22 protein-coding genes and 1 tRNA gene are annotated in these 22,175 nt (G+C 27.1%); 17 read left to right on the forward strand and 6 right to left on the reverse strand.

Annotated elements, in window-relative coordinates; translation table 11 throughout:
* Nucleotides 1–49 precede the first annotated feature (49 nt).
* The 5 genes from argC (at nucleotide 50) to nox (ending at nucleotide 5,906) form a co-directional block, all read left to right on the forward strand.
* Nucleotides 50–1,090, forward strand: a complete 1,041-nt coding sequence (argC, locus tag CS899_RS00610; RefSeq protein ID WP_099203029.1) for an N-acetyl-gamma-glutamyl-phosphate reductase — start codon at nucleotides 50–52, stop codon at nucleotides 1,088–1,090.
* 21 nt (nucleotides 1,091–1,111) lie between these two features.
* Nucleotides 1,112–2,332, forward strand: a complete 1,221-nt coding sequence (argJ, locus tag CS899_RS00615) for a bifunctional glutamate N-acetyltransferase/amino-acid acetyltransferase ArgJ (RefSeq protein ID WP_099203030.1) — start codon at nucleotides 1,112–1,114, stop codon at nucleotides 2,330–2,332.
* Entirely contained in the window at nucleotides 2,329–3,204 is an 876-nt protein-coding gene (argB, locus tag CS899_RS00620; protein WP_242491843.1) for an acetylglutamate kinase, read from the forward strand. Before argJ ends, argB begins: the two co-directional genes overlap by 4 nt.
* Nucleotides 3,205–3,212: 8 nt before the next feature.
* Nucleotides 3,213–4,397: an aspartate aminotransferase family protein gene (locus CS899_RS00625; RefSeq protein WP_099203031.1), complete on the forward strand. Its 1,185-nt coding sequence runs from the start codon at nucleotides 3,213–3,215 to the stop codon at nucleotides 4,395–4,397.
* Nucleotides 4,398–4,568: 171 nt separating this feature from the next.
* A complete protein-coding gene (nox, locus tag CS899_RS00630; protein WP_099203032.1) occupies nucleotides 4,569–5,906 on the forward strand; it encodes a H2O-forming NADH oxidase in 1,338 nt (445 codons plus the stop codon).
* A 26-nt stretch (nucleotides 5,907–5,932) separates the two neighbouring features.
* Here the strand turns inward: nox and CS899_RS00635 are convergent, their stop codons facing one another.
* The 3 genes from CS899_RS00635 to CS899_RS00645 all read right to left on the reverse strand — a co-directional run bounded on the left by CS899_RS00635 (nucleotide 5,933) and on the right by CS899_RS00645 (nucleotide 9,355).
* The gene (locus CS899_RS00635) at nucleotides 5,933–7,264 is read right to left on the reverse strand and encodes an NCS2 family permease (RefSeq protein ID WP_099203033.1); all 1,332 of its coding nucleotides are present in this window, start codon (nucleotides 7,262–7,264) and stop codon (nucleotides 5,933–5,935) included.
* 16 nt (nucleotides 7,265–7,280) lie between these two features.
* Entirely contained in the window at nucleotides 7,281–9,008 is a 1,728-nt protein-coding gene (locus CS899_RS00640) for an adenine deaminase C-terminal domain-containing protein (protein WP_099203034.1), read from the reverse strand.
* Nucleotides 9,009–9,279: 271 nt separating this feature from the next.
* Nucleotides 9,280–9,355, reverse strand: a tRNA-Arg gene (locus CS899_RS00645).
* Nucleotides 9,356–9,506: 151 nt separating this feature from the next.
* Between CS899_RS00645 and CS899_RS00650 the strand changes: the two genes are divergently transcribed.
* The 4 genes from CS899_RS00650 to CS899_RS00665 all read left to right on the forward strand — a co-directional run bounded on the left by CS899_RS00650 (nucleotide 9,507) and on the right by CS899_RS00665 (nucleotide 12,046).
* The gene (locus CS899_RS00650; protein ID WP_099203035.1) at nucleotides 9,507–9,911 is read left to right on the forward strand and encodes a hypothetical protein; all 405 of its coding nucleotides are present in this window, start codon (nucleotides 9,507–9,509) and stop codon (nucleotides 9,909–9,911) included.
* 2 nt (nucleotides 9,912–9,913) lie between these two features.
* Nucleotides 9,914–10,648, forward strand: coding sequence for an HAD-IB family hydrolase (locus CS899_RS00655; protein WP_099203036.1), 735 nt, complete (start codon nucleotides 9,914–9,916; stop codon nucleotides 10,646–10,648).
* 94 nt (nucleotides 10,649–10,742) lie between these two features.
* Nucleotides 10,743–11,306, forward strand: a complete 564-nt coding sequence (locus CS899_RS00660; RefSeq protein WP_099203037.1) for a redoxin domain-containing protein — start codon at nucleotides 10,743–10,745, stop codon at nucleotides 11,304–11,306.
* Nucleotides 11,307–11,362: 56 nt separating this feature from the next.
* Nucleotides 11,363–12,046 (forward strand): DUF3885 domain-containing protein, encoded by a 684-nt coding sequence (locus tag CS899_RS00665; RefSeq protein ID WP_099203038.1) that lies wholly within the window; start codon nucleotides 11,363–11,365, stop codon nucleotides 12,044–12,046.
* A 16-nt stretch (nucleotides 12,047–12,062) separates the two neighbouring features.
* Here CS899_RS00665 and CS899_RS00670 read toward each other — a convergent pair whose 3' ends face one another.
* On the reverse strand, nucleotides 12,063–13,871 hold the full coding sequence (locus CS899_RS00670) for an ATP-dependent helicase (RefSeq protein ID WP_099203039.1): 1,809 nt from the start codon (nucleotides 13,869–13,871) through the stop codon (nucleotides 12,063–12,065).
* A 58-nt stretch (nucleotides 13,872–13,929) separates the two neighbouring features.
* On the opposite strand from CS899_RS00670, the gene CS899_RS00675 reads away from it, so the two are divergent.
* The 7 genes from CS899_RS00675 (at nucleotide 13,930) to smpB (ending at nucleotide 20,477) form a co-directional block, all read left to right on the forward strand.
* Nucleotides 13,930–14,727 carry a nitroreductase family protein gene (locus CS899_RS00675; RefSeq protein ID WP_099203040.1) on the forward strand — a complete coding sequence of 266 codons (798 nt, stop codon included), beginning with the start codon at nucleotides 13,930–13,932 and terminating at the stop codon, nucleotides 14,725–14,727.
* A 27-nt stretch (nucleotides 14,728–14,754) separates the two neighbouring features.
* Entirely contained in the window at nucleotides 14,755–15,684 is a 930-nt protein-coding gene (locus tag CS899_RS00680) for a tetratricopeptide repeat protein (RefSeq protein ID WP_099203041.1), read from the forward strand.
* A gap of 48 nt (nucleotides 15,685–15,732) precedes the next feature.
* Nucleotides 15,733–16,533: a molybdate ABC transporter substrate-binding protein gene (modA, locus tag CS899_RS00685; protein WP_099203042.1), complete on the forward strand. Its 801-nt coding sequence runs from the start codon at nucleotides 15,733–15,735 to the stop codon at nucleotides 16,531–16,533.
* Entirely contained in the window at nucleotides 16,533–17,198 is a 666-nt protein-coding gene (modB, locus tag CS899_RS00690; RefSeq protein ID WP_099203043.1) for a molybdate ABC transporter permease subunit, read from the forward strand. Before modA ends, modB begins: the two co-directional genes overlap by 1 nt.
* On the forward strand, nucleotides 17,198–17,824 hold the full coding sequence (locus CS899_RS00695; protein ID WP_099203044.1) for an ATP-binding cassette domain-containing protein: 627 nt from the start codon (nucleotides 17,198–17,200) through the stop codon (nucleotides 17,822–17,824). The genes modB and CS899_RS00695 overlap by 1 nt, the downstream gene beginning before the upstream one ends.
* Nucleotides 17,825–17,905: 81 nt before the next feature.
* Nucleotides 17,906–20,032, forward strand: a complete 2,127-nt coding sequence (gene rnr / locus CS899_RS00700) for a ribonuclease R (RefSeq protein ID WP_099203045.1) — start codon at nucleotides 17,906–17,908, stop codon at nucleotides 20,030–20,032.
* Nucleotides 20,016–20,477: an SsrA-binding protein SmpB gene (smpB, locus tag CS899_RS00705; RefSeq protein WP_099203046.1), complete on the forward strand. Its 462-nt coding sequence runs from the start codon at nucleotides 20,016–20,018 to the stop codon at nucleotides 20,475–20,477. Before rnr ends, smpB begins: the two co-directional genes overlap by 17 nt.
* Nucleotides 20,478–20,485: 8 nt before the next feature.
* On the opposite strand, the gene CS899_RS00710 is transcribed toward smpB, so the two are convergent.
* Nucleotides 20,486–20,827, reverse strand: a complete 342-nt coding sequence (locus CS899_RS00710; protein WP_099203047.1) for a winged helix-turn-helix transcriptional regulator — start codon at nucleotides 20,825–20,827, stop codon at nucleotides 20,486–20,488.
* 142 nt (nucleotides 20,828–20,969) lie between these two features.
* On the opposite strand from CS899_RS00710, the gene CS899_RS00715 reads away from it, so the two are divergent.
* Nucleotides 20,970–21,599, forward strand: a complete 630-nt coding sequence (locus tag CS899_RS00715) for an SDR family oxidoreductase (protein WP_099203048.1) — start codon at nucleotides 20,970–20,972, stop codon at nucleotides 21,597–21,599.
* 33 nt (nucleotides 21,600–21,632) lie between these two features.
* On the opposite strand, the gene CS899_RS00720 is transcribed toward CS899_RS00715, so the two are convergent.
* On the reverse strand, nucleotides 21,633–22,082 hold the full coding sequence (locus CS899_RS00720; RefSeq protein ID WP_099203049.1) for a hypothetical protein: 450 nt from the start codon (nucleotides 22,080–22,082) through the stop codon (nucleotides 21,633–21,635).
* Nucleotides 22,083–22,175 lie beyond the last annotated feature (93 nt).

Consider the following 22,175-nt stretch of genomic DNA (forward strand, 5'->3'; position numbering starts at 1 on the left):
TAATATCTATGATATAATGGATTAAATATTTTATATAAAGGGTGGTTTTATGATAAAAGTTGGAATCGTCGGTTCAACGGGATATGCTGGAGGAGAATTAATTAGATTATTATTAAATCATAAGGATGTTGAGATAAAATGGCTATACTCTCAATCTTATTTAGGTAAGGATTACCATAGTATTTTTGGTAATTTTTTTAAATTAATAGATAAAACTTGTGTAGGTGGAGATATTAATGAATTAATTAATGAAGTAGATTTGGTTTTTACAGGAACTCCTCAAGGTTATTGTTCAGGTATTATAAACGAACAATTATTAGAAAAAGTTAAAGTAATTGATTTAAGTGCAGATTTTAGAATAAAAGACTTAGATACTTACACACAATGGTATAATTTAGAGCATAAATCACCAGAATATATAAAAGAAGCGGTATATGGGCTTTGTGAAGTAAATAGGGAATATATAAAAAAATCAAGAATATTAGCTAATCCAGGTTGTTATACAACAGCTTCCATTTTAGCGTTATATCCATTAATAAGTGAAAGAGTGGTAGATACTAAAAGTATTATTATTGACGCTAAATCAGGAACATCAGGAGCAGGTAGAGGAACCAATGTATCTAATTTATTTTGTGAAGTAAATGAAAGTATAAAAGCATATGGAATTGCAAACCATAGGCATACTCCTGAAATAGAGGAACAATTAGGTTACGCAGCAAAAGAAAAAATTCTAGTTAATTTTACTCCTCATCTAGTTCCAATGAATAGAGGAATACTCGCAACATCGTATTTAAATTTATTGGATAAATATGATTATGATGACATAAGAGAAATTTATGAAGAATATTACGGAAAAGAATTTTTTATTAGAATTTTAGAAGAAAATATTATGCCAGAGACAAAGTGGGTTTCAACAAGTAATTTTGTAGATATTAATTTTAAAATTGACGAAAGAACTAATAGAATAATAGTAGTATCTGCAATAGATAATTTAGTAAAAGGTGCAGCAGGTCAAGCGATTCAAAATATGAATATAATGTATGGATTAGAAGAACAAGAAGGTTTAAAACAAGTTCCAATATATCCATAAGAAATAGAATAAGGAGTAAGAATGGAAATAATTGAAGGTGGAATTACATCTCCTAAAGGTTTTAAAGCTGGAGGAGTAGAAGCTGGTATAAAGTCTAATAGAAAAGATATGGCAGCAATTTATAGCGATATTCCAGCAAATGTAGCAGGGGTATTTACACAAAATATTGTGCAAGCAGCTCCTGTAATTTGGGATAAAAATATAGTAGACAATTATGAAAAATCACAATTAATAATTATAAATGCAGGAATTGCTAATGCATCAACAGGAAAGCAGGGAATGTTATATTGTGACGAGACTGTAAAAAAAGCAGCAGAAATATTTGATATACAAAAAGATAATATATTATTAGCCTCAACAGGTGTTATAGGACAGCAATTACCTATGGATAAAATATCTAATGGAATTGTACTATTAAAAGAAGAAATAGGATATGAAAAACAAAAAGGAACAAGTGCTGCACAAGCTATTATGACCACTGATACAGTAAAAAAAGAGATAGCTGTAAAAATAGAAATAGATAATAAAAAAGTTACTATAGGTGGGGTATGTAAAGGTTCAGGAATGATACATCCTAATATGTGTACAATGTTAGGGTTTATAACGACAGATTTAAATATAAGTAAAAGTCTATTAAATGAAGCTTTACAAGAAATTGTAAATGATACTTTTAATATGATTTCAGTAGATGGAGATACATCTACTAATGATACAGTTTTAGTTATGGCAAATGGATTAGCGGGAAATGAAGAGATCAATAGTAAGAATGAAAATTATGATAAGTTTAAAGAAGCTTTGAGATTTGTATCAGAGTATTTAGCTAAAAGAATTGCAGAAGATGGAGAAGGTGCAACGAAACTTTTTGAAGTAAAAGTAGAAGGAGCATCATCAGATAAACAAGCAAGAGTGATTGCAAAGTCTGTAATAACTTCAAATTTAACCAAAACAGCATTATTTGGTAATGATGCAAATTGGGGTAGGATATTGTGTGCCATGGGATATTCTGGAGAAAAATTTGAACCTGAAAAAGTAGATTTAAAATTTTCTAGTACAGCAGGAGAGTTGGATATAGTGATAGATGGAATTGCAACTAATTATAGTGAAGAAAAAGCTACAGAGATATTATCTCAAAAAGAGGTAAGAGCTTTGATAAATATTCATGAAGGACAATTTGAAGCAACTGCTTGGGGATGCGATTTAACATATAAATACGTAGAAATAAATGGAGATTATAGATCGTGATAAATAAAAATGAATCAATAGAGTTACAAGATAAAGCTGGAGTCTTAATAGAAGCATTACCGTATATGCAAAGGTTTCATAGTAAGGTGATAGTAATTAAGTATGGTGGTTCAGCTATGATGGATGAAAAATTAAAAGAAAGTGTAATGACAGATGTAGCACTTTTAAAATCAGTAGGTATTCATCCAGTAATTGTTCATGGTGGTGGAAAAGAAATTAGCAAATGGGTGAAGTTAAATGGAATAGAACCAGAATTCTACAATGGTTTTAGAGTTACAGATACTGAAACTATGAAAATTGCAGAAATGGTTTTGGGAGGAGTAAATAAAGGTCTAGTATCTCACATGGAAAGTGTTGGAGTTAAAGCCGTAGGACTGAGTGGTAAAGATGGAACAATGCTAAGAGTTAGAAAAAAGAATCTAGAAGGAAAAGATATAGGATTTGTTGGAGATATTACTAAAGTAAATACTAAACTAATAAAGACACTATTAAAAGACGATTATGTTCCAGTTATATGTCCAATAGGGGTGGATAAAAATTATCAAATGTATAATATAAATGCTGATGAAGCTGCTAGTGAAATAGCAATAGCATTGGAAGCAGAAAAATTAGCTTTTTTGACAGATACTGAAGGTTTTTACATAGACTACTCTGACAAAGATTCTCTGATGTCAAGAATTTCAGTAAGTGAAGCCCAGAAATTAATAAGAGAAGAAAAAATAGTTGGTGGAATGCTACCGAAAATGGAAAATTGTATAAGGGCAGCAACAAATGGAGTAAAAAGAGTTCATATATTAGATGGTAGAGAAATGCATAGTTTGCTATTGGAAATATTTACTAAAAAAGGAATAGGAACTTTAATTTATAGATAGGTGGTAATATGAATAAATTTATAGATATTTCAGAAGAAAATGTTTTAAAAACATATAATAGAATGCCCGTAGTTTTTAAAAATGGTAAGGATGTTTACCTATATGATGAAGATGGAAAAGAATATTTAGATTTTTTAAGTGGCATAGGAGTTATTGGCTTAGGGTATAGCAATAAAAAATATGTGGAAGAAATAAAAACACAGGTGGAAAATCTACTTCATACTTCAAATTTGTTTTATACAGCAACAGTAGCTGAAGCAGCTAAAAAATTAACCAAGATTAGTGGTATGTCTAAAGTGTTTTTTACAAATAGTGGTGCGGAAGCTATAGAAGGTGCGTTAAAAGTTGCAAAAAAATATGCTTATGAGAAAAATGGAACTGATGATTATGAAATAATTGCGTTTAATCATTCATTTCATGGTAGAACTATAGGATCATTGTCAGTAACGGGAAATGAAAGTTATAGAAAGCCATTTATGCCTTTGTTAAGTGGAATTAAATTTGCAGAATTAAATGATATAGATAGTGTAAAAAAACTTGTTACTGAAAAAACCATAGCAATGATAGTTGAACCTATTCAAGGAGAAGGTGGAATTAATGTTGCAGAAGGAAAATTTCTAAAAGAACTAGAAGAAATTTGTAAGAATAAAGATATATTATTAATATTAGATGAAATACAATGTGGAGTTGGTAGAACAGGGAGTTTTTATAGATATCAGAAATTTGATATAAAGCCTGATGTAGTAACTACAGCAAAAGCTTTGGGTAATGGTGTTCCAGTAGGGGCGTTTTTATTAAATGAAAAAGCTGCTAATTCATCATTAAAGCCAGGAGACCATGGAACAACTTATGGTGGAAATCCATTAGCAGGCAGAGCTATATCTACTGTTTTAGATATATTTGAAGAAGAAAATATTTTAGAAAATGTGAAAAGAATTACACCTTACTTAGAAGAAAAACTAGAAAATCTAGTAAAGGAATATGAATTTATTATAGAAAGAAGAGGGGAAGGACTTATTCAAGGAATTAAGTTAACAGAAAATAAGAATGCTGGAGAAATAATGAAAAAAGCTTTGGAAAATGGCTTAGTTATAACAGTTTCTGAAGGAAATGTATTAAGATTTTTACCACCTTTAATAATAAATGAAAACAATATAGATGAAATGATAAGTAAACTAGAAAAAAGTTTTTAAAGGGCATAAATTAGCCCTTTTTTTAATGGAATAAATTTCAAATTAATAAAGTGAACGTTTTCTATTAAATAAATATATAACTAAAATTATAAAAAAAGGTTGACAATATGTTAAAAAAATATTAATATAGAACAAAATACTACAAAAATTGTAGGAATTAAGGAGAAAATAATGGAAAAAATTGTAATTATTGGTGCAAACCATGCAGGAACAGCTGCAATAAAGACAATATTGTCAAATTATAAAGATAAGGAAGTAGTAGTTTATGATAAAAATAGTAATATAAGTTTTTTAGGCTGTGGAATGGCATTATGGATAGGTGAGCAAATAAGTAGTGGAGAAGGCTTATTTTATTCTAGCAAAGAAGATTTAGAATCTATGGGTGCAAAAGTTAATATGAATTCTGAAGTAAAGAGTGTGGATTTTATAAATAAAAAAATAGTTGTATCTGTAGAGGGAAATGATATAGAAGATAATTATGACAAATTAATTCTAGCAACAGGGTCTACACCAAGAATGTTAGATATAGAAGGTAATGATTTAAATAATATTCAAATGGTGAAGTTATATCAAAATGCCAAAGAAGTAATCGTAAAATTAGAAAAAGAAAAATTTGAAAATGTAGTGGTAATAGGTGCAGGTTATATAGGAGTAGAATTAGCAGAAGCTTTTAAAAGACTAGATAAAAATGTTACATTGATAGATCACTGTCCAAGAGTATTAAATGGATATTACGATGATATTTTTACAGATGAAATGGAAAGAAATTTATCAAATCATGGAATAAATGTTGCACTTAACGAAACTGTAATAAAATTTACTGGTGATGAAAATAATAATGTTAACAAAGTCATAACAGATAAAAAAGAATATAATGCAGATATGGTTATAATGGCAGTTGGATTTAATCCTAATACAGATATTGGTAAAAATTATTTAAAGCTATATGAAAATGGAGCTTATTTAACAAATAAAAAATGTCAAACTAGCGACAAGGATGTTTACGCTATAGGAGATTGTGCAACAGTATACAATAATGCTATAGAAAATTATGATTATATAGCATTGGCAACGAATGCAGTTAGATCTGGAATAATAGCAGCTCATAATGTATGTGGCACTAATATTGAGTCAGAAGGTGTACAAGGATCTTCAGCTATTTCTATATATAACTTAAATATGGTTTCTACAGGTTTGACAGTAAGTCAGGCTAAAAGCATGAATATAGATGTGGATTATACAGATTATGAAGATACTAAAAAACCAGCGTTCATGGAAGTGGAAAATCCAAAAGTAAAAATTAGAATAGTTTACAGGAAAGAAGATAGAGTGATAGTTGGAACGCAAATTATGTCAACTTATGACATTAGTATGGGAATTCATATGTTTTCACTAGCAATTCAAGAAAAATTGACAATTGATAAATTAGCTTTATTAGATTTGTTTTTCTTGCCACATTTTAATCAACCTTATAATTTCATAACTATGGCAGCATTAAATGCAAAATAAAAAAACAAGCCATTATGGCTTGTTTTTTATTTAAATAATGTATAAAAATATAAGAAACATACTGCAGTCAAGACATAAATAGCAATAGGAATTTCTTTTATTTTTTTAGAAGCTATTTTTAATATAAGATATACAGGAATAGCAACACATATTCCATTTGCGATGTTATTTGCGAAAACTGTAAACGCAATACATACAAATGCTGGGAAAGCTTCAGTAAAATCATCATATTTAATTTTACTCATTGAACTTAGCATTCCTATTCCAACAATTATTAAAGCAGGTGCAGTAGCTGCACTAGGTATCATTAAAGCTATAGGTGTTAAAAACAAACTAATCAAAAAGAAGAACGATGTAGATATAACAGTTAAACCTGTTTTACCACCAGCTTCTACACCAGCAGAAGATTCAAGATATGTAGTCATACAAGGAATACAAAATAAACCACCTGCAGCAGTTGAAATAGCATCTACTTTAAATACTTTATCTATACCTGGTAAGTTACCATTTTTGTCTAAATATCCAGCTTTTTCACCCACACCAATGGCAGTACCAAATGTTGAGAAAAAGTCGGGAACAAATAGGGATATAATAAATGGGATATACGCAAAGTTTAACGCTTTTATAAAATCTACTTTCATAAAATAATGTAGCGGATTTGCAGGCATTATAAACCACGATTCAGGTGATTGAGTTAATCCCATTGGCAGTCCTATTAAAGTAGTTATAAGAATTGAAATTATCATATATCCTGGAACTTTAAGCATTTTAGTAACCAAAATAATTACAAATCCAATAATAGCTAATATTACAGTAGGGTTCATTAAGTCACCAAAAGCAAGATAATTAGCACCTTCAACACCAACAATAATACCAGCATTTCTACAACCTAATAATGCGATGAACAATCCTACTCCAGCACTTACAGCGTGTTTTAAACTTGGAGGAATAGCATTTACAACAGCATCTCTAATTCCAATATAGGAAATAATAACAAAGATTATACCACTCCAAAATACAACACCAGCAGTAACTTCTTGAGGAATTCCTTCATTTGCAATCATTCCAGATACAATAGCTACACTACCTAATCCAGGTGCTAAAGCAAATGGTCTATTTGTAATTAAAGCCATAGCTACAGTTGTTAAAATTATGAGTAAAATCATAGATGTTAATATAGGGGCTCTATCAAGACCCGCATTAGCCATTATATTTGGAATTGTGCCTAAAACATAAGCCATAGTAACAAAAGTCGTTATACCTGCAAGAACTTCTGTTTTTATATTAGTATTATTTTCTTTTAGTTTAAATATTGATTCAATTAAATTTTTATTATTTTTACTAGATTTATTATTCATATAAAACTCCTTTATTTTAAATACTGTTAAATAAAGGGCAAATGGTTGAATTAATTACATCAATCAAACCCTTATCTGTTATTTTTATTGTTGGACTAACTGTTAGTGTCAATGTACCAAAAGACATTATAGGATTATAGTGTTCATATCCTAATTCAATCATTGCATTTCGTACATTTAATAAATCTTTAGCTACTAATGAAACTGGTTTTTCAGATAAAATCCCTCCAACATTTAATTGAAGTTCAGCTTTTATCTCACCGTTATCAACAACGACCATTCCACCTTGAAGGTCAATAATTCTATTGACGGCAAGAATCATATCATCTATGTTTGAACCTGCAACTAAAATATTATGGTTATCATGAGCATAACTAGTAGCAACAGTTCCTTTTTTATGACAGCAACCAGTTAAAAATCCTAAGCCAACATTATTGTTTTTTCCATATCTTTCATATACTGCAGTAAGAAGGCAGTTACTATTTTTCCAATCTAAAAGTCCATTTTTTAGGGGCATATTTATATTTTTAAGATTAGTTTTAGTAGAATTGTCATTTATTTCCATTACATTAACATTAGCATTTTTAATATCTTCTTTTACTGATATGTAAAGGGAATTTTTATTTTGATGTCTCAACTTTATGCTATTGTATAATTGTTTAGGGAAGCATTTTGCATTTGGTTGTGTATTTTCAGAAATTTCTTTATTGTATATCAAATTTCCACGTTTATAAGTGGAATCTATTTCGAAATTTTCTATATTATCTAGTAATATAAAATCTGCAATTTTACCAGGAGAAAGTGTTCCCCTATCTAGCATGTTCATTCTTCTAGAAGGGGTATATGTAGAGCAGTAAATTGCAATTTCAGGCTTCATACCAAATGATATAGCTTTTTTCAATAAACAGTTTAAATGACCTTCATAATATAAAGTATCTGCCATTACATCATCTGTAACAAATGAAAAGTATTCATACAAGTTGTTTTCAATAATATACTGGATTATTTCAGGACTGAGCATTTTATCTTGAATTTCAACAAACATACCATTTGCAAATCTTTGTCTGATTTCTTCTAAATTGTGTTCTGTATGGTCTGCATTAATTCCTAAATATAAAAACTTAGCTAAGTCTAAATCAACTAATTGAGGACAATGCCCTTCTATTGGGAAATTAGGATCCTCTTGTTTTACGTAGTCTATAAATTTAGAAATTTCCAAATTATTAGGCTGTATAATCTGTCGATAATTCATTACCTCCCCAACACAAGCAACTTCAGGAATTTTTTTTAATTCTTTCATTTCTTCGAAATTTATAATTCCACCAGTAGTTTCAAGGTCTTCTGAAGATGCAGGAACACAACTAGGGATGCCGTAAAAAATATCTATCTTACTGTTTTTACCAGCTTCAATCATTGCAGTTATACCATCTATACCTGCAACATTAGCCATTTCATGTGGTTCGGAAACTATTGTTGTAACACCACATTTTGCCATGTGATTTGAAAAATTTACTGGAGAGACCATAGAGCTTTCGATATGCATATGAATATCTATTAAACCAGGTATCATATATTTTCCATTGGCATCAATTGTTTTACTAGCTTTTAAATTTGAGTTTAAATTTTCATCAATATACAGAAAATTTCCGTTTAGAATATAGACATCCGATTTTTTAAAAGCTTTAAAGTAACTGTTATAAACATTTGCATTTTTTATAACAATTTCAGGGTTGAAATCATTCATATTAACCTCCTTAAAATTAAATAAAAATCTATAATAATATAATTATAGTTAAGAAATTTGATTATAGAAATACAGAGACATAAACGGTGTATAACTAGATAATGTACATAGAATATATGTCAATATTATAACATATATAAGATAAAAAAATTTAACTAATTAGAAAAATATTTGCATATAATATTATAGAAATAAAATCAATTTTCACGAAATAATTTACTGATATAAAAATAAACAAATTATATAAGATTTAATTACTGAATAAATATAATGGTGCACCAGAGAGGAATCGAACCCCCAACAAACGGTTCCGAAGACCGTTGCTCTATCCGTTGAGCTACTGGTGCAAATAATCATTTATATTTTAACATATTTATTGAAACATAAGTAAAGTATGATAATTTTAGTGAATTTATGATAAAATATTGAATAAAGCATTATTATAAATTCACTAAAAATTTTTATATTATAATAATAGAATTAATCAAAGGAGTATGTATGAGTTCAATTTTAGAAATGATATCAAATAATTCAGATAAAGTATTAAAAGTACCATTGTTTTGTATTTTTTCAATGGTGATTGTCTTTATAATTTTTAAATTTATAAAAAAGGAAGGAATTGCAAAATATTTATTTGGATTAGCGATGTTAGCAACAGCATTAATTTTACTTATAGTTGCACTTACTAATCTTACTAATCCAGTAGCCTTAACAACTCTAGAGTTCTTCGTTTTAACATTAGCATCAGGTGTTGTTTCATTGTGTATGGCATGGTTTTTAGACATATTTTTCACTAAAAATAAACCTAAAGTAAAAAAGGTTAAAAAAACAAAAAAAGCAAAAGTTAAGAAAGTAGATAAAAAGTCAACTAGTGAAAAAATTACAAATGAAAAGCGTGCATAGTTATGGATAAGAGAATAGCGGCTTTTTTTGATATTGATGGTACTTTAGCAAGAGAATCATTGATGATTGATCATTTTAAAAAGTTAGTAAAATATGACATTATAAGTCAGACTATTTGGTTGGAGAAAATAAAACCATTTTGGGATGCTTATTCAAAAAGATATGATGAATATGACTCTTACTCTTTGGTGATGGCAGATGCATATAAAGAAGGATTAATAGGCTTTAATTCAGAGTTTAATGAGCATATATCTAAACAAGTAGTAAAAAATATAGGTGAAATAGTATATAAATATACTAGAAATAGAATTAATTATCATAAAGAAAATAATCATCTTATTTTCTTTATTTCAGGTAGTCCAGATTTTTTAGTAAAAGAAATGGCTAACATATATAATGTTACAGAGTACAGAGCCACAAAATATGTTCTTGATGAAAATTTGAATTATACTGGTGAGATAATTCCTATGTGGGATAGTGATAGCAAGAAAAAAGAAGTTGAAAAACTAGTAGATAAATACAATATTGATATTAGTAATTCGTATAGCTATGGTGACACATCAGGTGATTTATCTATGTTAAAACTAACTGGAAATTCAGTAGCAATAAATCCAATAAAAGAACTTATAAAAAAAATAAATGAGGATAATTCTTTAAAAAATAAAGTTGAAATTATAGTAGAAAGAAAAGATGTTATATATTCAATAAATTCGCAAGTAAAGATATTAGACATTTGATTGTAATTATTACAAAAATAAAGTTAAAATAATATTGATTTTATTTCACGGTGATGTTATAATGAGCTTGTAATACAAAAGAAAGGGTGATTTAATGAATTATATAAATAAAAAAGTAGAAGAATTTAAGGTACCAGCTTATAAAGATAGAGCATTAACGGAGGTATCAAGCGAAGATTTAAAAGGACAATGGTCAGTACTATTCTTCTATCCAGGAGATTTTACATTTGTATGTCCAACAGAGTTAGAAGAATTGCAAGGTTTATATAGTGAATTTAAAAACTTGGGAGTAGAAATATATGGAGTTTCTACAGACAGCGAATTTGTTCACAAAGCATGGTTAGATGCTTCTGAGCAAATGTCAAAAGTAGAATATCCATTATTATCAGATAGAGGTTTTTCATTAAGTAGACAATTTGGTGTTTTAAAAGAAGCAGACGGACAATCAAGAAGAGGGACTTTCTTAATTAATCCAGATTTAGACATAGTATTATATGAAATAAGTGCAGATGGTATTGGTAGAAATGCTAAAGAACTTTTAAGAAAAGTTAAAGCTGCTCAATACGTTCATAAATATGGTGATCAAGTTTGTCCTGCAAGCTGGGAACCAGGTGAAGATACATTAACACCAGGAATTGATTTAGTAGGAAAATTATAATATTAAAAATTTAGTCTAGGTAAATATTACCTAGACTTTTTTATTTAGGAGATTTTATGCTAAAAGAAAAGGTAAAAGAAGTTAAAAGAAAATTAAACGGGGAAAATATAGAATATATATATAATAGTAAATATTATTTGAGATTTGATATAGAACCTAAATTCAGTCCATTTAATAAAAATAGGCATATTGAAAAATATTATTTTAAAGCAGCTAGAAAGACAGCGCTAGAAATATATAATAGCTTGGAATTTAATTTTAATATATTAATATTAGAGTTGAGTTGGTATGGGGAAGAAACATACGAAAATGAAATATCAAAAAAATTTGATAATGAATTTAAAAATTATGTAGAGACAATAAAACTTCCTTATCCTAAAGAAGAGGATAATATAAGAGTTGTGAAATATATTGAAGAAGATCCAATAGGAGAGTTTTATGAAGGGATTCGTTATACAAAATTGTATTATTGGAATATTCTAGAAAATAAATTATATATTAATAGATTATTTTTAGAAATTACCAAAAAAGATTTTGGTGGGAAAATCGAAGGGATGAACAGTTATTTAGTAGATACAGAAAATATTGTTGTTTTAAATTTTTATGATGATAGAAGAATGGATTTAATTTCAGATAGTAGAGAAAAACTATTTCCATATTATGAGATGTTAAATAAATATTTGTTAGACTATAACAGAAAAACTATGAATGAAATATTTAAAAATAAAGATATTGAATAAAATGTATTCAATATCTTTATTTTGATAAATTTTTTATTTCGGTATAAAATTTTGAAGGTTTTACTTTTTTATTTCCTCTAAATTTAGGAGATACTAAGTATAGTCTTTTTTTAGCTCTAGTAATAGCTACATAAAAAAGTCTACGTTCTTCTTCAATATTTGATATTTTATCAGAATATATTGGAAATTCTCCATCTACAAGGTCAATCAATATTACATTATCATATTCAAGACCTTTTGATTGATGAATAGTAGAAATATAAATCTTACTGTCATTCATTAATTTGTCAGATAAATTAATATTTAGGTTGTTAAAAAATTCAATTAATTCTTCAATTGTCGTATAATTATTACTCGTATAAATTAATAATTCTTTAATGAAATTTATTGGAATATTATCAAATCTTTTTGAAATATATTCTAGATATCCAGTTTCTTGAAAAATTATTTTTAAAGATTCTGTTAAATTACTTTCTATTATTTTGTTTGCAGAAATCTTAAAATCTTTTATTAAGTCTCTTTGATATTCTTTAATATAAGAGTCATTAATTATATATTTTAAAATACTGTCGTAGTTATGAATATAAATATTTTCAATATAATCTTTTTTTAGATATAAGTTAAGTTTGTAGTAAATTGCTTTAAAAAATCCTAAATTATTTTGATTTTTTGAAAAATTAATTATATTTTTCAAATCATCTAAAACTATATTTAAATTTTTATTGTTAAAATTTAATCTTTTATTAAACTTTAGATTTTCATTATTTAAAATAAAAGCAGGAGCATAAGCAGAGATATTATTTCTAAATAAAATAGCAATATTTTCGTTTTCATTGCAAAATTCACTTATTTTTTCTAGTATAAATTTATTTTGGAACTCTAAATTTTTTACCTTTACTATTTGAATAGGAGTTTTTTCAATACTATTACTTTCAACATCTTTATAGTATCTTTCTTTATTATTTTTTATAATATAATTTGAAAGCATAACAATATCTTTTGTAGATCTATAATTTTTATTTAAATTATAAAAAGTTATATTATCATAAATATTTTTTATATTTAGTAAATAGTCTGGTTTAGCACCTCTAAAAGAATAAATAGATTGATCATCATCAGCTAGTATAAAAATATTGTTTTCAGGACTTGCTATTAGTTCCAGTAACTTGAATTGTATTAAACTAGCATCTTGTCCTTCATCTAATTGAATATATGTGAACTTAGATTTTATTAAATTTAATATATCTTTATCTTCATTTAATATTGCATAAGCAAAAGTTAACATATCATCAAAATCTATTAATTTATTATTAGATTTAAATTCTTCATATTTAATAGCAAGATTTGAAAAATCAGTAATATTTGTAAATTCATTAATATTAAGCATATTATTTTTTAAAAGGCTATAATTAGAAAAGAAAGACTCCAAGTCAGCAGTAGTTATTTTAATGCCAAATTCTTCAAAATGAAGTCTATTAATTAATCTGTTTTTATTATATTTGTTACTACCTTCTATTAACGTAATATTAATTTTGTTTTTTTTACAGTATTGCTTTATAATACTATAAGCAAAGGAATGAATTGTGTAGAATGATACATTAGTATTTCCAGCCATCATTTTAAAACGTTCTTTCATATCCATAGCTTGAATTTTACTGAAAGTTAAATTTAAAATTTGATTATATTTGATATTATGGGTATCAATTAAGTATATAATTCTATTTAATAATACAGTAGTTTTACCTGATCCAGGGACTGATAAAACCAGAGCTGGACCATTTTTGTGCGAAATTGCATTTAATTGTTGTTTTGAAACAATAGTCATATAATCACCATATAAGATTATATCAGAATATTAAAATAATAAATAATAGGAGTGAATTATGAAATTAAGTGAATTTATGGAAAACAGAAAGTCTGCAAGAGAGTATAGACTAAAAAATTTGTCAAATAAAGATTTAAAAAAAGTAAATGAAATTTTAAAAGAAGTAAACGAAAAAGCTAATAGATATAATATTAATTACCAGTTATTTGAAGGTGAGAATATTTATAAACCATTGCGAGGAGAAGGTGGATATTCAGGAGTTATGATAGAAGCACCTGGTTACATATCTCTTTCTATGAAAGAACCAAATGATGAATCATATATATATGGAGCTTATTATTTAGAAGATATAATAGGAAAGCTTTCAGAAATAGGATATGGAACATGCTGGGTAAGTTTATTTTCAGTTAGTGATGAATTGAAAAAAGACGTTTTTGGAACAAAAGATAAGATAGATTTTATTTTAGCATTTGGCATTCCAGTTAACTATATACTAAAAGGAGATTCTCAGTATAGTAATAGATTGGGATTAGAGGATTTTATATATATTAATGATTTAGATACACCAGTAGATGTTGAAACTTTACAAAATTATGGACTAGATGAAATATTTTACTACTTAAGAAATGCACCTTCAGCATTTAATAAACAACCTTGGAGATTTTTAATAAAAGATGGAAAAATTGATTTATTTATAAAAGATTATCAAGGAAATGTTAATTTAACAGATTCTGGGATAGTAATGTACTATTATGAAAAATTAGCAGAAATAGATGGTATAAATGCAAGTTGGGATTTAAATGTAGATCCTTGTGTTGAAACTGATATGAAATTTATAGGAAGGACTAACTTTTAGAAGTGGGAAACCACTTCTTTTCTTATTATGGATAAGTACAGAAGAAGTAATAACTATATAAAAATAGCTAATAGTTTTTACTTAAGTGAAGAATTTGAAAAAGCTATAGAAAGCTATGAGAAAGCATTAGAATTTGAAAATTTAGAAGATGAATATATAAATATATATTTAAATATTTCTCAAATATATTTTGAATTGAACAATCTAGATAAGTCTGTAGATAATTATAAAAAAATAATAGAAAAATTTGGAGAAATACCAGAAGCTTTTTATGGACTAGCTGTAATGTATGACTATAAAAATAATTTTGAAAAAGCTGAAAAATTTTATGAGAAAGCTAAAGCTATAAAATTAGATTACAGAGATGCTTTTTTCTTTTTAGCAGATTTATATGATCGTAATGGTTACGAAGAAAAAGCTATAGAAAATTATTTACTAACAATAAATAAATTTCCACAAGACTATATGGCATATAATAATCTAGGAAGTATATATGAACAAAACAAAGAATATGAAAAAGCTATAAAATATTTACAAAAATCTGTAGAAATTAATCCTAATTATTATCTTTCAGTTTTTAATTTAGGAATCGCCTATAAAGGAATAGGAAATTTTGAAAAGGCAGAAGAATATTATTATAAAGCTTTAAAATTGAATAAAGACATTGCAAATATATATTTGAATTTATCGGCTCTATACATAGAACAAAAGAATTATGAAAAGAGCCTAAGGATATTAAATTTAGGTATTGGAAATATTAGTAATTCTGCTAATTTATACTATAATAGAAGTTGTGTTTATTTAAAATTAAAAAATGAAGAAAAAGCATTTAAAGATCTAGCCATATCATGTAAGTTAAATAATAATATAGTGGAATATTCACTTACAGATATTGATTTTGATAAATATAGAAAAGATAAGAGATATACAGATATAATCTGGTTATACTTGAAATAATATAACGAAAAATGTATAATCATTGTAGTAGTTAGAAAGGGTGATTTAATGTTTAAAAAGAAATATTTATTAATTTTTTCAATGCTTTTAGCATTATTGTTGACATTTACAGCGTGCAATAAAAATACTAAAGAAACAGAAGTAAATAAAACTGAAGAGTCTAAGGAAACGGTTAAATTAACAGTAGCGGCAGCAGCTAGTTTGACAGAGTCATTCAATGAAATGAAACCTTTATTATTAGAAAAAGGTTTAGATATTGATTTTACATATGGAGCTAGTGGTACTTTGCAAAAACAAATAGAAGAAGGAGCTGGCATAGATGCTTTTATTTCAGCTAGTACTAAAAACATGAACAAACTAGTAGAAGGAAATTTTGTAAAGAAAAATAACGTTAAAACAATAGTAAAAAATGCGTTAGTTTTAATTGTTCCAGATGACAATAAAGAAATTAAAAATATAGAAGGTTTAGTTGAAGTAAAAGGGAAAATTTCTATTGGAGAACCAGAAGTCGTACCAGCAGGACAGTATGCTAAAGAAGCTTTAATAAATTATGGATTATGGGATAAATTAAATGAAAAATTTGTTTATGGTAAAGATGTAAAATCTGTATTATCATATGTAAGTACTGGTGAGGTAGATGCAGGGTTTGTGTATAAAAGCGATACGACAGGAGTAGAGAAAATAAAGATAGTAGAAGAAGTAAATCCGAGTAAGTACACAGAAGTAATTTATCCAGGTGCTGTTATTGAAGAAAGTAAAGAAAAAGACGCAGCACAAAGTTTCATAGATTATTTATCAACAGATGAAGCTAAACAAATATTAGAAAAATATGGTTTTGTTGTAAAATAATGGATATCTTAAATCCAATACTACTATCTTTTAGAGTTGCAATTATATCTACTATTATAACTTTAATTTTGGGACTATTTTTTGCATATATATTTGTAAAATATAAATTTCCATTTAAGGATGCTATTGAAGTAATATTTACATTGCCAATGACATTACCTCCAACAATAGTTGGGTATTTATTATTGATATTATTTGGGAGAAGAGGACCAATAGGAATATTTTTACAAGATACTTTTGGCATGTCTATAATATTCACATGGATTGCAGCTTGTATAGCTTCTACGGTAGTCTCATTTCCATTAATGTATCAAAGCATAAAATCAGCTTTCCAAAGTGTTGATCCAGTTTATGAAAAAGCAGCCAAAACACTTGGAGCATCCAGTTTAAAAATATTTTTTAAAGTTATGGTTCCATTATCATTACCAGGTATTGTGAGTGGAGTTGTATTGGCATTTTCAAGAGCTTTAGGAGAATTTGGTGCAACTTTAATGGTAGCAGGAAATATTCCAGGAAAAACGGAAACAATTCCACTTGCTATATATTATGCAGTAGAAACCAGCAATAAGGACAAAGCAAATATATTAATGGGTATAGTTATAATATTTAGTTTTGTTAATATATATTTTTTGAATAAATGGTTAAAGAAAAAGAGGATTAATTGATGAGTAGATTAATTGTAGATTTTACAAAAAAGTTGAATCATTTTAACTTAGACATGAATTTTGAAGTTGATGATGAAATACTTGTATTACAGGGGAATTCAGGCTCTGGAAAAACTACAACTCTAAATATAATTTCTGGATTAATGAAATCAGAACGAGGATATATTTTATTAAATAATAAGGTAGTAGTAGATACAGAAAAAAAAGTATTTGTTAAAGTAAGAGATAGAAAAATAGGATATGTTTTTCAAGATTTTGCTCTTTTTCCAAATATGAATGTAGAAAAAAATATAAAATTTTCTATTGAAAATGAAGAAATATATAAAGAGATTATAGAATTATTAAAAATAGAACATTTATTAAAATCTTATCCATCAGAGATTTCTGGAGGAGAAAAGCAAAGAGTAGCTCTTGCTAGAACCTTAGTAACAAATCCAGAAGTATTGCTTCTAGATGAACCATTTTCAGCATTGGATAGTAATTTAAAAAATGAATTATATGATGAATTTAGAAATATAATAAAGGGATTGAATATACCTACAATATTAATAACACATAATGAAAAAGAAGCCGAAATATTAGGAGATAGACTTCTTCATATAGAAAAAGGAGAAATAAGAAACTAGATGATTTACAAGCAATCTAGTTTCTTATTTTTTACATAATATTAACAAAGATAAGGTATAATGTAAGTTGGAGGGTACAAAATGAAAATAAAAACAATAATTTTAGAATATTTAAGTAGTGAAGATTATAAATCTATGACCAAAGAAGAATTGGCACTACATTTTGATATAGATATAAAAGAATATAGAACCTTTTTTAATATACTTAAAGAATTGGAAAAGAGTGGAGATATAATTAGAACTAAAAAAGAGAAATATACGACATCAAATGCTGCAAGTGTATATAAAGGAGTTCTACAAGGAAATAAAGTTGGTTTTGCATATTTTATAGAAGAAAATAAAAATATAAATGATGTATATATAGGAAAAGAATTGCTAAATGGTGCAAAACACAAAGATATAGTGTTAATAAAAATTATTAAAGATGCGACTGATACCAAAAGTGCAGAGGGAGAAGTTGTCAAGATAGTAGAAAAAGGTAGTGCTACTGTAGTAGGAACGTTTAAGTCTTCAAAAAATTTTGGATTTGTTATACCAGATGACTCAAAATATGGGTTCGATGTATTTATATCTAAAGGAGATAAAAATGGAGCAAAAGATAATGATAAAGTTTTAGTGAAATTGAAAGACTTAAGAAGTAATGGTAAAAATCCAGAAGGTGTAGTTTTATCTATAATAGGTAATAAAAATCAAAAAGGTGTTGATATTTCAAGTATAGCCGTTGAATTTGGACTTCCATATGAATTCTCTAAAAAAATAATAGAAAAAGCAGAAACTATTGGTCAAAAGGTGAAAATTGAAGATATAAAAACTAGAAAAGACTTTAGAGATTTGTTTACAGTTACTATAGATGGCGAAGATGCTAAAGATTTTGATGATGCAATATCAATAGAAAGAGATGGAGAAGATTATATTTTATATGTTCATATAGCTGATGTTGCACACTATGTTCCAAAAGGATCTGCTATGGATAAAGAAGCATATAGAAGAGGAAATTCCGTTTATTTATTAGACAGAGTTATTCCAATGTTACCAAAAGAATTATCGAATGGTATTTGTAGTTTAAATCCAAATGAAGATAGATTAAGTATTACTACAAGAATGGTAATTAATAAAAAGGGAAAAGTAAAAGATTATAAATTTTACGAATCAGTAATAAATTCAGATTACAGATTAGTATATACAAATGTTTCAGATATTTTAGAGGGAAAGAATGATGTATATAATAATTCTAAGTTAAATGAGAAATTAAAAACTATGGAAGAGTTATTTGAAATATTACATCTAAAGAGAAAAACTAGAGGAAGTATAGATTTTAATTTTATTGAACCAAAAATAATTTTAGATACAAATGGTAAAGCGGTAGACGTAGTAAAAGAGGAAAGAAGAGTAGCTAATAGAATAATAGAAGAATTTATGTTGGTTACAAACGAGACAGTAGGAAGTCATTTTGGATTTATGGAAGAACCATTTATATATAGAGTTCACATTGAGCCAGTAAAAGAAAAAGTAGAGAATTTTATAAATATAATCAAAAAATTTGGTTATATTGTAAAAGGGAAAGAATTACATTCTAAAGATTTTCAAAAAATTTTAGATGAAGTAAAAGATAAACCAGAAGAAATGTTAGTATCGACTTTATTACTTAGAAGTCTTACAAAAGCAGAGTATAGTAGAGAACCTGAAATACATTTTGGACTAGCGAGTATGTTTTATTCTCATTTTACATCTCCAATTAGAAGATATCCAGACTTATTTATTCATAGAATATTAAAAAATTGGATACATGGAAGACCGAATACTAAAAATATGAAATCATATTTAGAAATGATAGATGAAACAGCTTATCATTGTTCAACAACAGAAAGAAGAGCAGAAGATGCAGAACGTGAAGTAATAGATATGAAAATGGCAGAATATATGGAACAACATATAGGAGATGTCTTTAGTGGAATTATTTCTTCTTTAACTAATTTTGGGATATTTGTACAACTGGACAATGGTATAGAAGGTTTAGTACAATTTAACCAGATGGATGATGACTATTATAATTTTGATGAAGAAGCTTATATAGTAGTTGGAGAGAGAAGAGAGAAAATATATAGTCTAGGTCAAAAAGTAAAAGTAAAAGTATTAGATGCAAGTAGTAGTAGAAGACAAATAGACTTTAAATTTGTAAATGGTGATAATAATGGCGAAAGAAAATAGAAAGATAATAGCAAATAATAAAAAAGCTAGACATGAATACTTTATAGAAGAAAGTTATGAAGTAGGTATAGTGTTAAAAGGGACAGAAGTAAAATCTATTAGGCAAGGTAAAGTTTCTATTAAAGAAAGTTTCTGCCAAATTAGGAATGGAGAACTTTTTATATATAATATGCATATAACCCCATATGATCATGGAAACAGATATAATGTAGATCCTATAAGAACAAGAAAATTATTACTACACAGAAAACAGATAAATAAACTAATTGGTGCTACCAAAGAAAAAGGATATACAATAGTTCCTTTGAATATATATTTGAAAGAAGGTCTAATAAAAATGGAGATAGCACTTGGGAAAGGTAAAAAATTATATGATAAAAGAGATACAATAGCAAAAAGAGATGCAGATAGAAAAATACAAAGAGCAGTTAAAGAAAGGTATTAAAAGACATTCTAGCAAAGAATGTCTTTTTTATTTATAAATATCTTTTTATAATTGTTACCCCAGTCTGTCATTGCATTTAAAACGGATTGAAGACTATATCCAGTTTCTGTCAATGTGTACTCAACTCTAGGAGGAACTTCGGCATATACTTTTCTTGTGAGTAATCCTGTTTCTTCCATTGAGCGCAAGTTTGAAGTTAAAACTTTTTGAGAAATACTTCCTATAGATTTTTTTAATTCACCAAAACGTTTAGTTCCTTCTAGTAAATCTCTTATAATTAATACCTTCCATTTGTCACTTATTAACATTAAAGTCATTTCAACTGGGCAATCAGGTAAATTTTCTATCATAAAAACCTCCATTTTACGAATAGTATCTAAAAAGTAACTATAAAACCTTTAAGTGCTTACTTTACAATAGATACTTTAAGTAATATTATAATATTGAAAAGATAATTTATCAAATTCATATAAATAATTAAGGAGGAATACAATGAAAATAGCAGTTATAGGAGCAAATGGAAAACAAGGTAGTTTAATAGTAAAAGAAGCAGTAGAAAGAGGTTTAGATGTTACCGCTATTGTACGTGGAGAAAATAAATCTGAAGCAAGCAAAGTTATAAAAAAAGATCTTTTTGATTTAGAATTTTCAGATTTAAAAGATTTTGATGTAGTAATAGATGCTTTTGGAGCTTGGACTCCAGAAACTTTACCATTACATGTTACATCATTAAGACATTTGGCAGATATATTAAGTGGAAAAGAAACTAGGTTACTAGTTGTAGGAGGAGCTGGAAGTTTATATACAAATAAAGAACATACTATGCAGTTAATGGATGGCGATGATTTTCCAGATGGTTTTAAACCATTAGCTTCTAATATGGGTAAGTCATTAGAAGAACTTAGAACTAGAGATGATGTAAATTGGACATACATTAGTCCAGCAGCAGATTTTCAAGCAGATGGCGAAAAAACAGGAGAATATATTTTATCAGGAGAAGAGTTTACTTTAAATGATAGGGGAGAAAGTGCCATAAGCTATGCAGACTATGCAATAGCAATGGTAGACGAAGCTACTAAAGGAAATAACATAAGAAAAAGAATTTCAGTTTTAGGTAAATAAAGTAAAAAAGACATTTCATTTGAAATGTCTTTTTTACTTTATTTTATTTAGTTCTATGGTTTCAGAATCATTTATTATTAGAGTTAATTTATTTCTTTTAGTAGAGGGGGAAGGTATTAAGGATAAATATGGACTTGAATAGACTTCGTTTGTGTCTAAGGTAAATATTTCTATATTCCCTTCATGACTTGCAGCATCATCACCAATATGATATTTAAAACTATCATTATAAGGTTTGCCTTTGTTTATTAAATATAATTCTCCATAATCATCTTCTACTTTAAATTCGTCTTTAATAAGAAAATAATGAGTGTATATAGCTTTCCAATTTTTATTTTCCCCTTCGTAAAGTACTATTTTTTTCCTTTCTTTAGGCCAACTATCCAAATTATCTGAAGTTTCAGTTATTGTAGTAGAAGTATTGCAAGAAACCAAGTACAAAGAAATTAACAATACAATTAAAATATTTAAGCATTTTTTCATAGTAAACCTCCATTTAGAGTTGTAAATACAAGAAATTACTTCTTTATTAATTAATACAACCAAGACAGGGAATTTGTTACAAAAAATATAAAA

Origin of the sequence: Miniphocaeibacter massiliensis (assembly GCF_900232905.1) — a bacterium.
GTDB lineage: Bacteria > Bacillota > Clostridia > Tissierellales > Peptoniphilaceae > Miniphocaeibacter > Miniphocaeibacter massiliensis.

What these genes read in the sequence shown, in the direction of transcription:
- CS899_RS00660 (WP_099203037.1), top strand. Translation starts at nt 10,743, where the DNA reads ATGAATTATATAAATAAAAAAGTAGAAGAATTTAAGGTACCAGCTTAT.
- CS899_RS00670 (WP_099203039.1), bottom strand. Translation starts at nt 13,871, where the DNA reads ATGACTATTGTTTCAAAACAACAATTAAATGCAATTTCGCACAAAAAT.
- CS899_RS00640 (WP_099203034.1), bottom strand. Translation starts at nt 9,008, where the DNA reads ATGAATGATTTCAACCCTGAAATTGTTATAAAAAATGCAAATGTTTAT.
- CS899_RS00680 (WP_099203041.1), top strand. Translation starts at nt 14,755, where the DNA reads ATGGATAAGTACAGAAGAAGTAATAACTATATAAAAATAGCTAATAGT.
- CS899_RS00710 (WP_099203047.1), bottom strand. Translation starts at nt 20,827, where the DNA reads ATGATAGAAAATTTACCTGATTGCCCAGTTGAAATGACTTTAATGTTA.
- CS899_RS00635 (WP_099203033.1), bottom strand. Translation starts at nt 7,264, where the DNA reads ATGAATAATAAATCTAGTAAAAATAATAAAAATTTAATTGAATCAATA.
- CS899_RS00650 (WP_099203035.1), top strand. Translation starts at nt 9,507, where the DNA reads ATGAGTTCAATTTTAGAAATGATATCAAATAATTCAGATAAAGTATTA.
- smpB (WP_099203046.1), top strand. Translation starts at nt 20,016, where the DNA reads ATGGCGAAAGAAAATAGAAAGATAATAGCAAATAATAAAAAAGCTAGA.
- CS899_RS00665 (WP_099203038.1), top strand. Translation starts at nt 11,363, where the DNA reads ATGCTAAAAGAAAAGGTAAAAGAAGTTAAAAGAAAATTAAACGGGGAA.
- CS899_RS00675 (WP_099203040.1), top strand. Translation starts at nt 13,930, where the DNA reads ATGAAATTAAGTGAATTTATGGAAAACAGAAAGTCTGCAAGAGAGTAT.
- CS899_RS00695 (WP_099203044.1), top strand. Translation starts at nt 17,198, where the DNA reads ATGAGTAGATTAATTGTAGATTTTACAAAAAAGTTGAATCATTTTAAC.
- argC (WP_099203029.1), top strand. Translation starts at nt 50, where the DNA reads ATGATAAAAGTTGGAATCGTCGGTTCAACGGGATATGCTGGAGGAGAA.
- CS899_RS00655 (WP_099203036.1), top strand. Translation starts at nt 9,914, where the DNA reads ATGGATAAGAGAATAGCGGCTTTTTTTGATATTGATGGTACTTTAGCA.
- CS899_RS00715 (WP_099203048.1), top strand. Translation starts at nt 20,970, where the DNA reads ATGAAAATAGCAGTTATAGGAGCAAATGGAAAACAAGGTAGTTTAATA.
- modB (WP_099203043.1), top strand. Translation starts at nt 16,533, where the DNA reads ATGGATATCTTAAATCCAATACTACTATCTTTTAGAGTTGCAATTATA.
- CS899_RS00625 (WP_099203031.1), top strand. Translation starts at nt 3,213, where the DNA reads ATGAATAAATTTATAGATATTTCAGAAGAAAATGTTTTAAAAACATAT.
- modA (WP_099203042.1), top strand. Translation starts at nt 15,733, where the DNA reads ATGTTTAAAAAGAAATATTTATTAATTTTTTCAATGCTTTTAGCATTA.
- argJ (WP_099203030.1), top strand. Translation starts at nt 1,112, where the DNA reads ATGGAAATAATTGAAGGTGGAATTACATCTCCTAAAGGTTTTAAAGCT.
- rnr (WP_099203045.1), top strand. Translation starts at nt 17,906, where the DNA reads ATGAAAATAAAAACAATAATTTTAGAATATTTAAGTAGTGAAGATTAT.
- CS899_RS00720 (WP_099203049.1), bottom strand. Translation starts at nt 22,082, where the DNA reads ATGAAAAAATGCTTAAATATTTTAATTGTATTGTTAATTTCTTTGTAC.
- nox (WP_099203032.1), top strand. Translation starts at nt 4,569, where the DNA reads ATGGAAAAAATTGTAATTATTGGTGCAAACCATGCAGGAACAGCTGCA.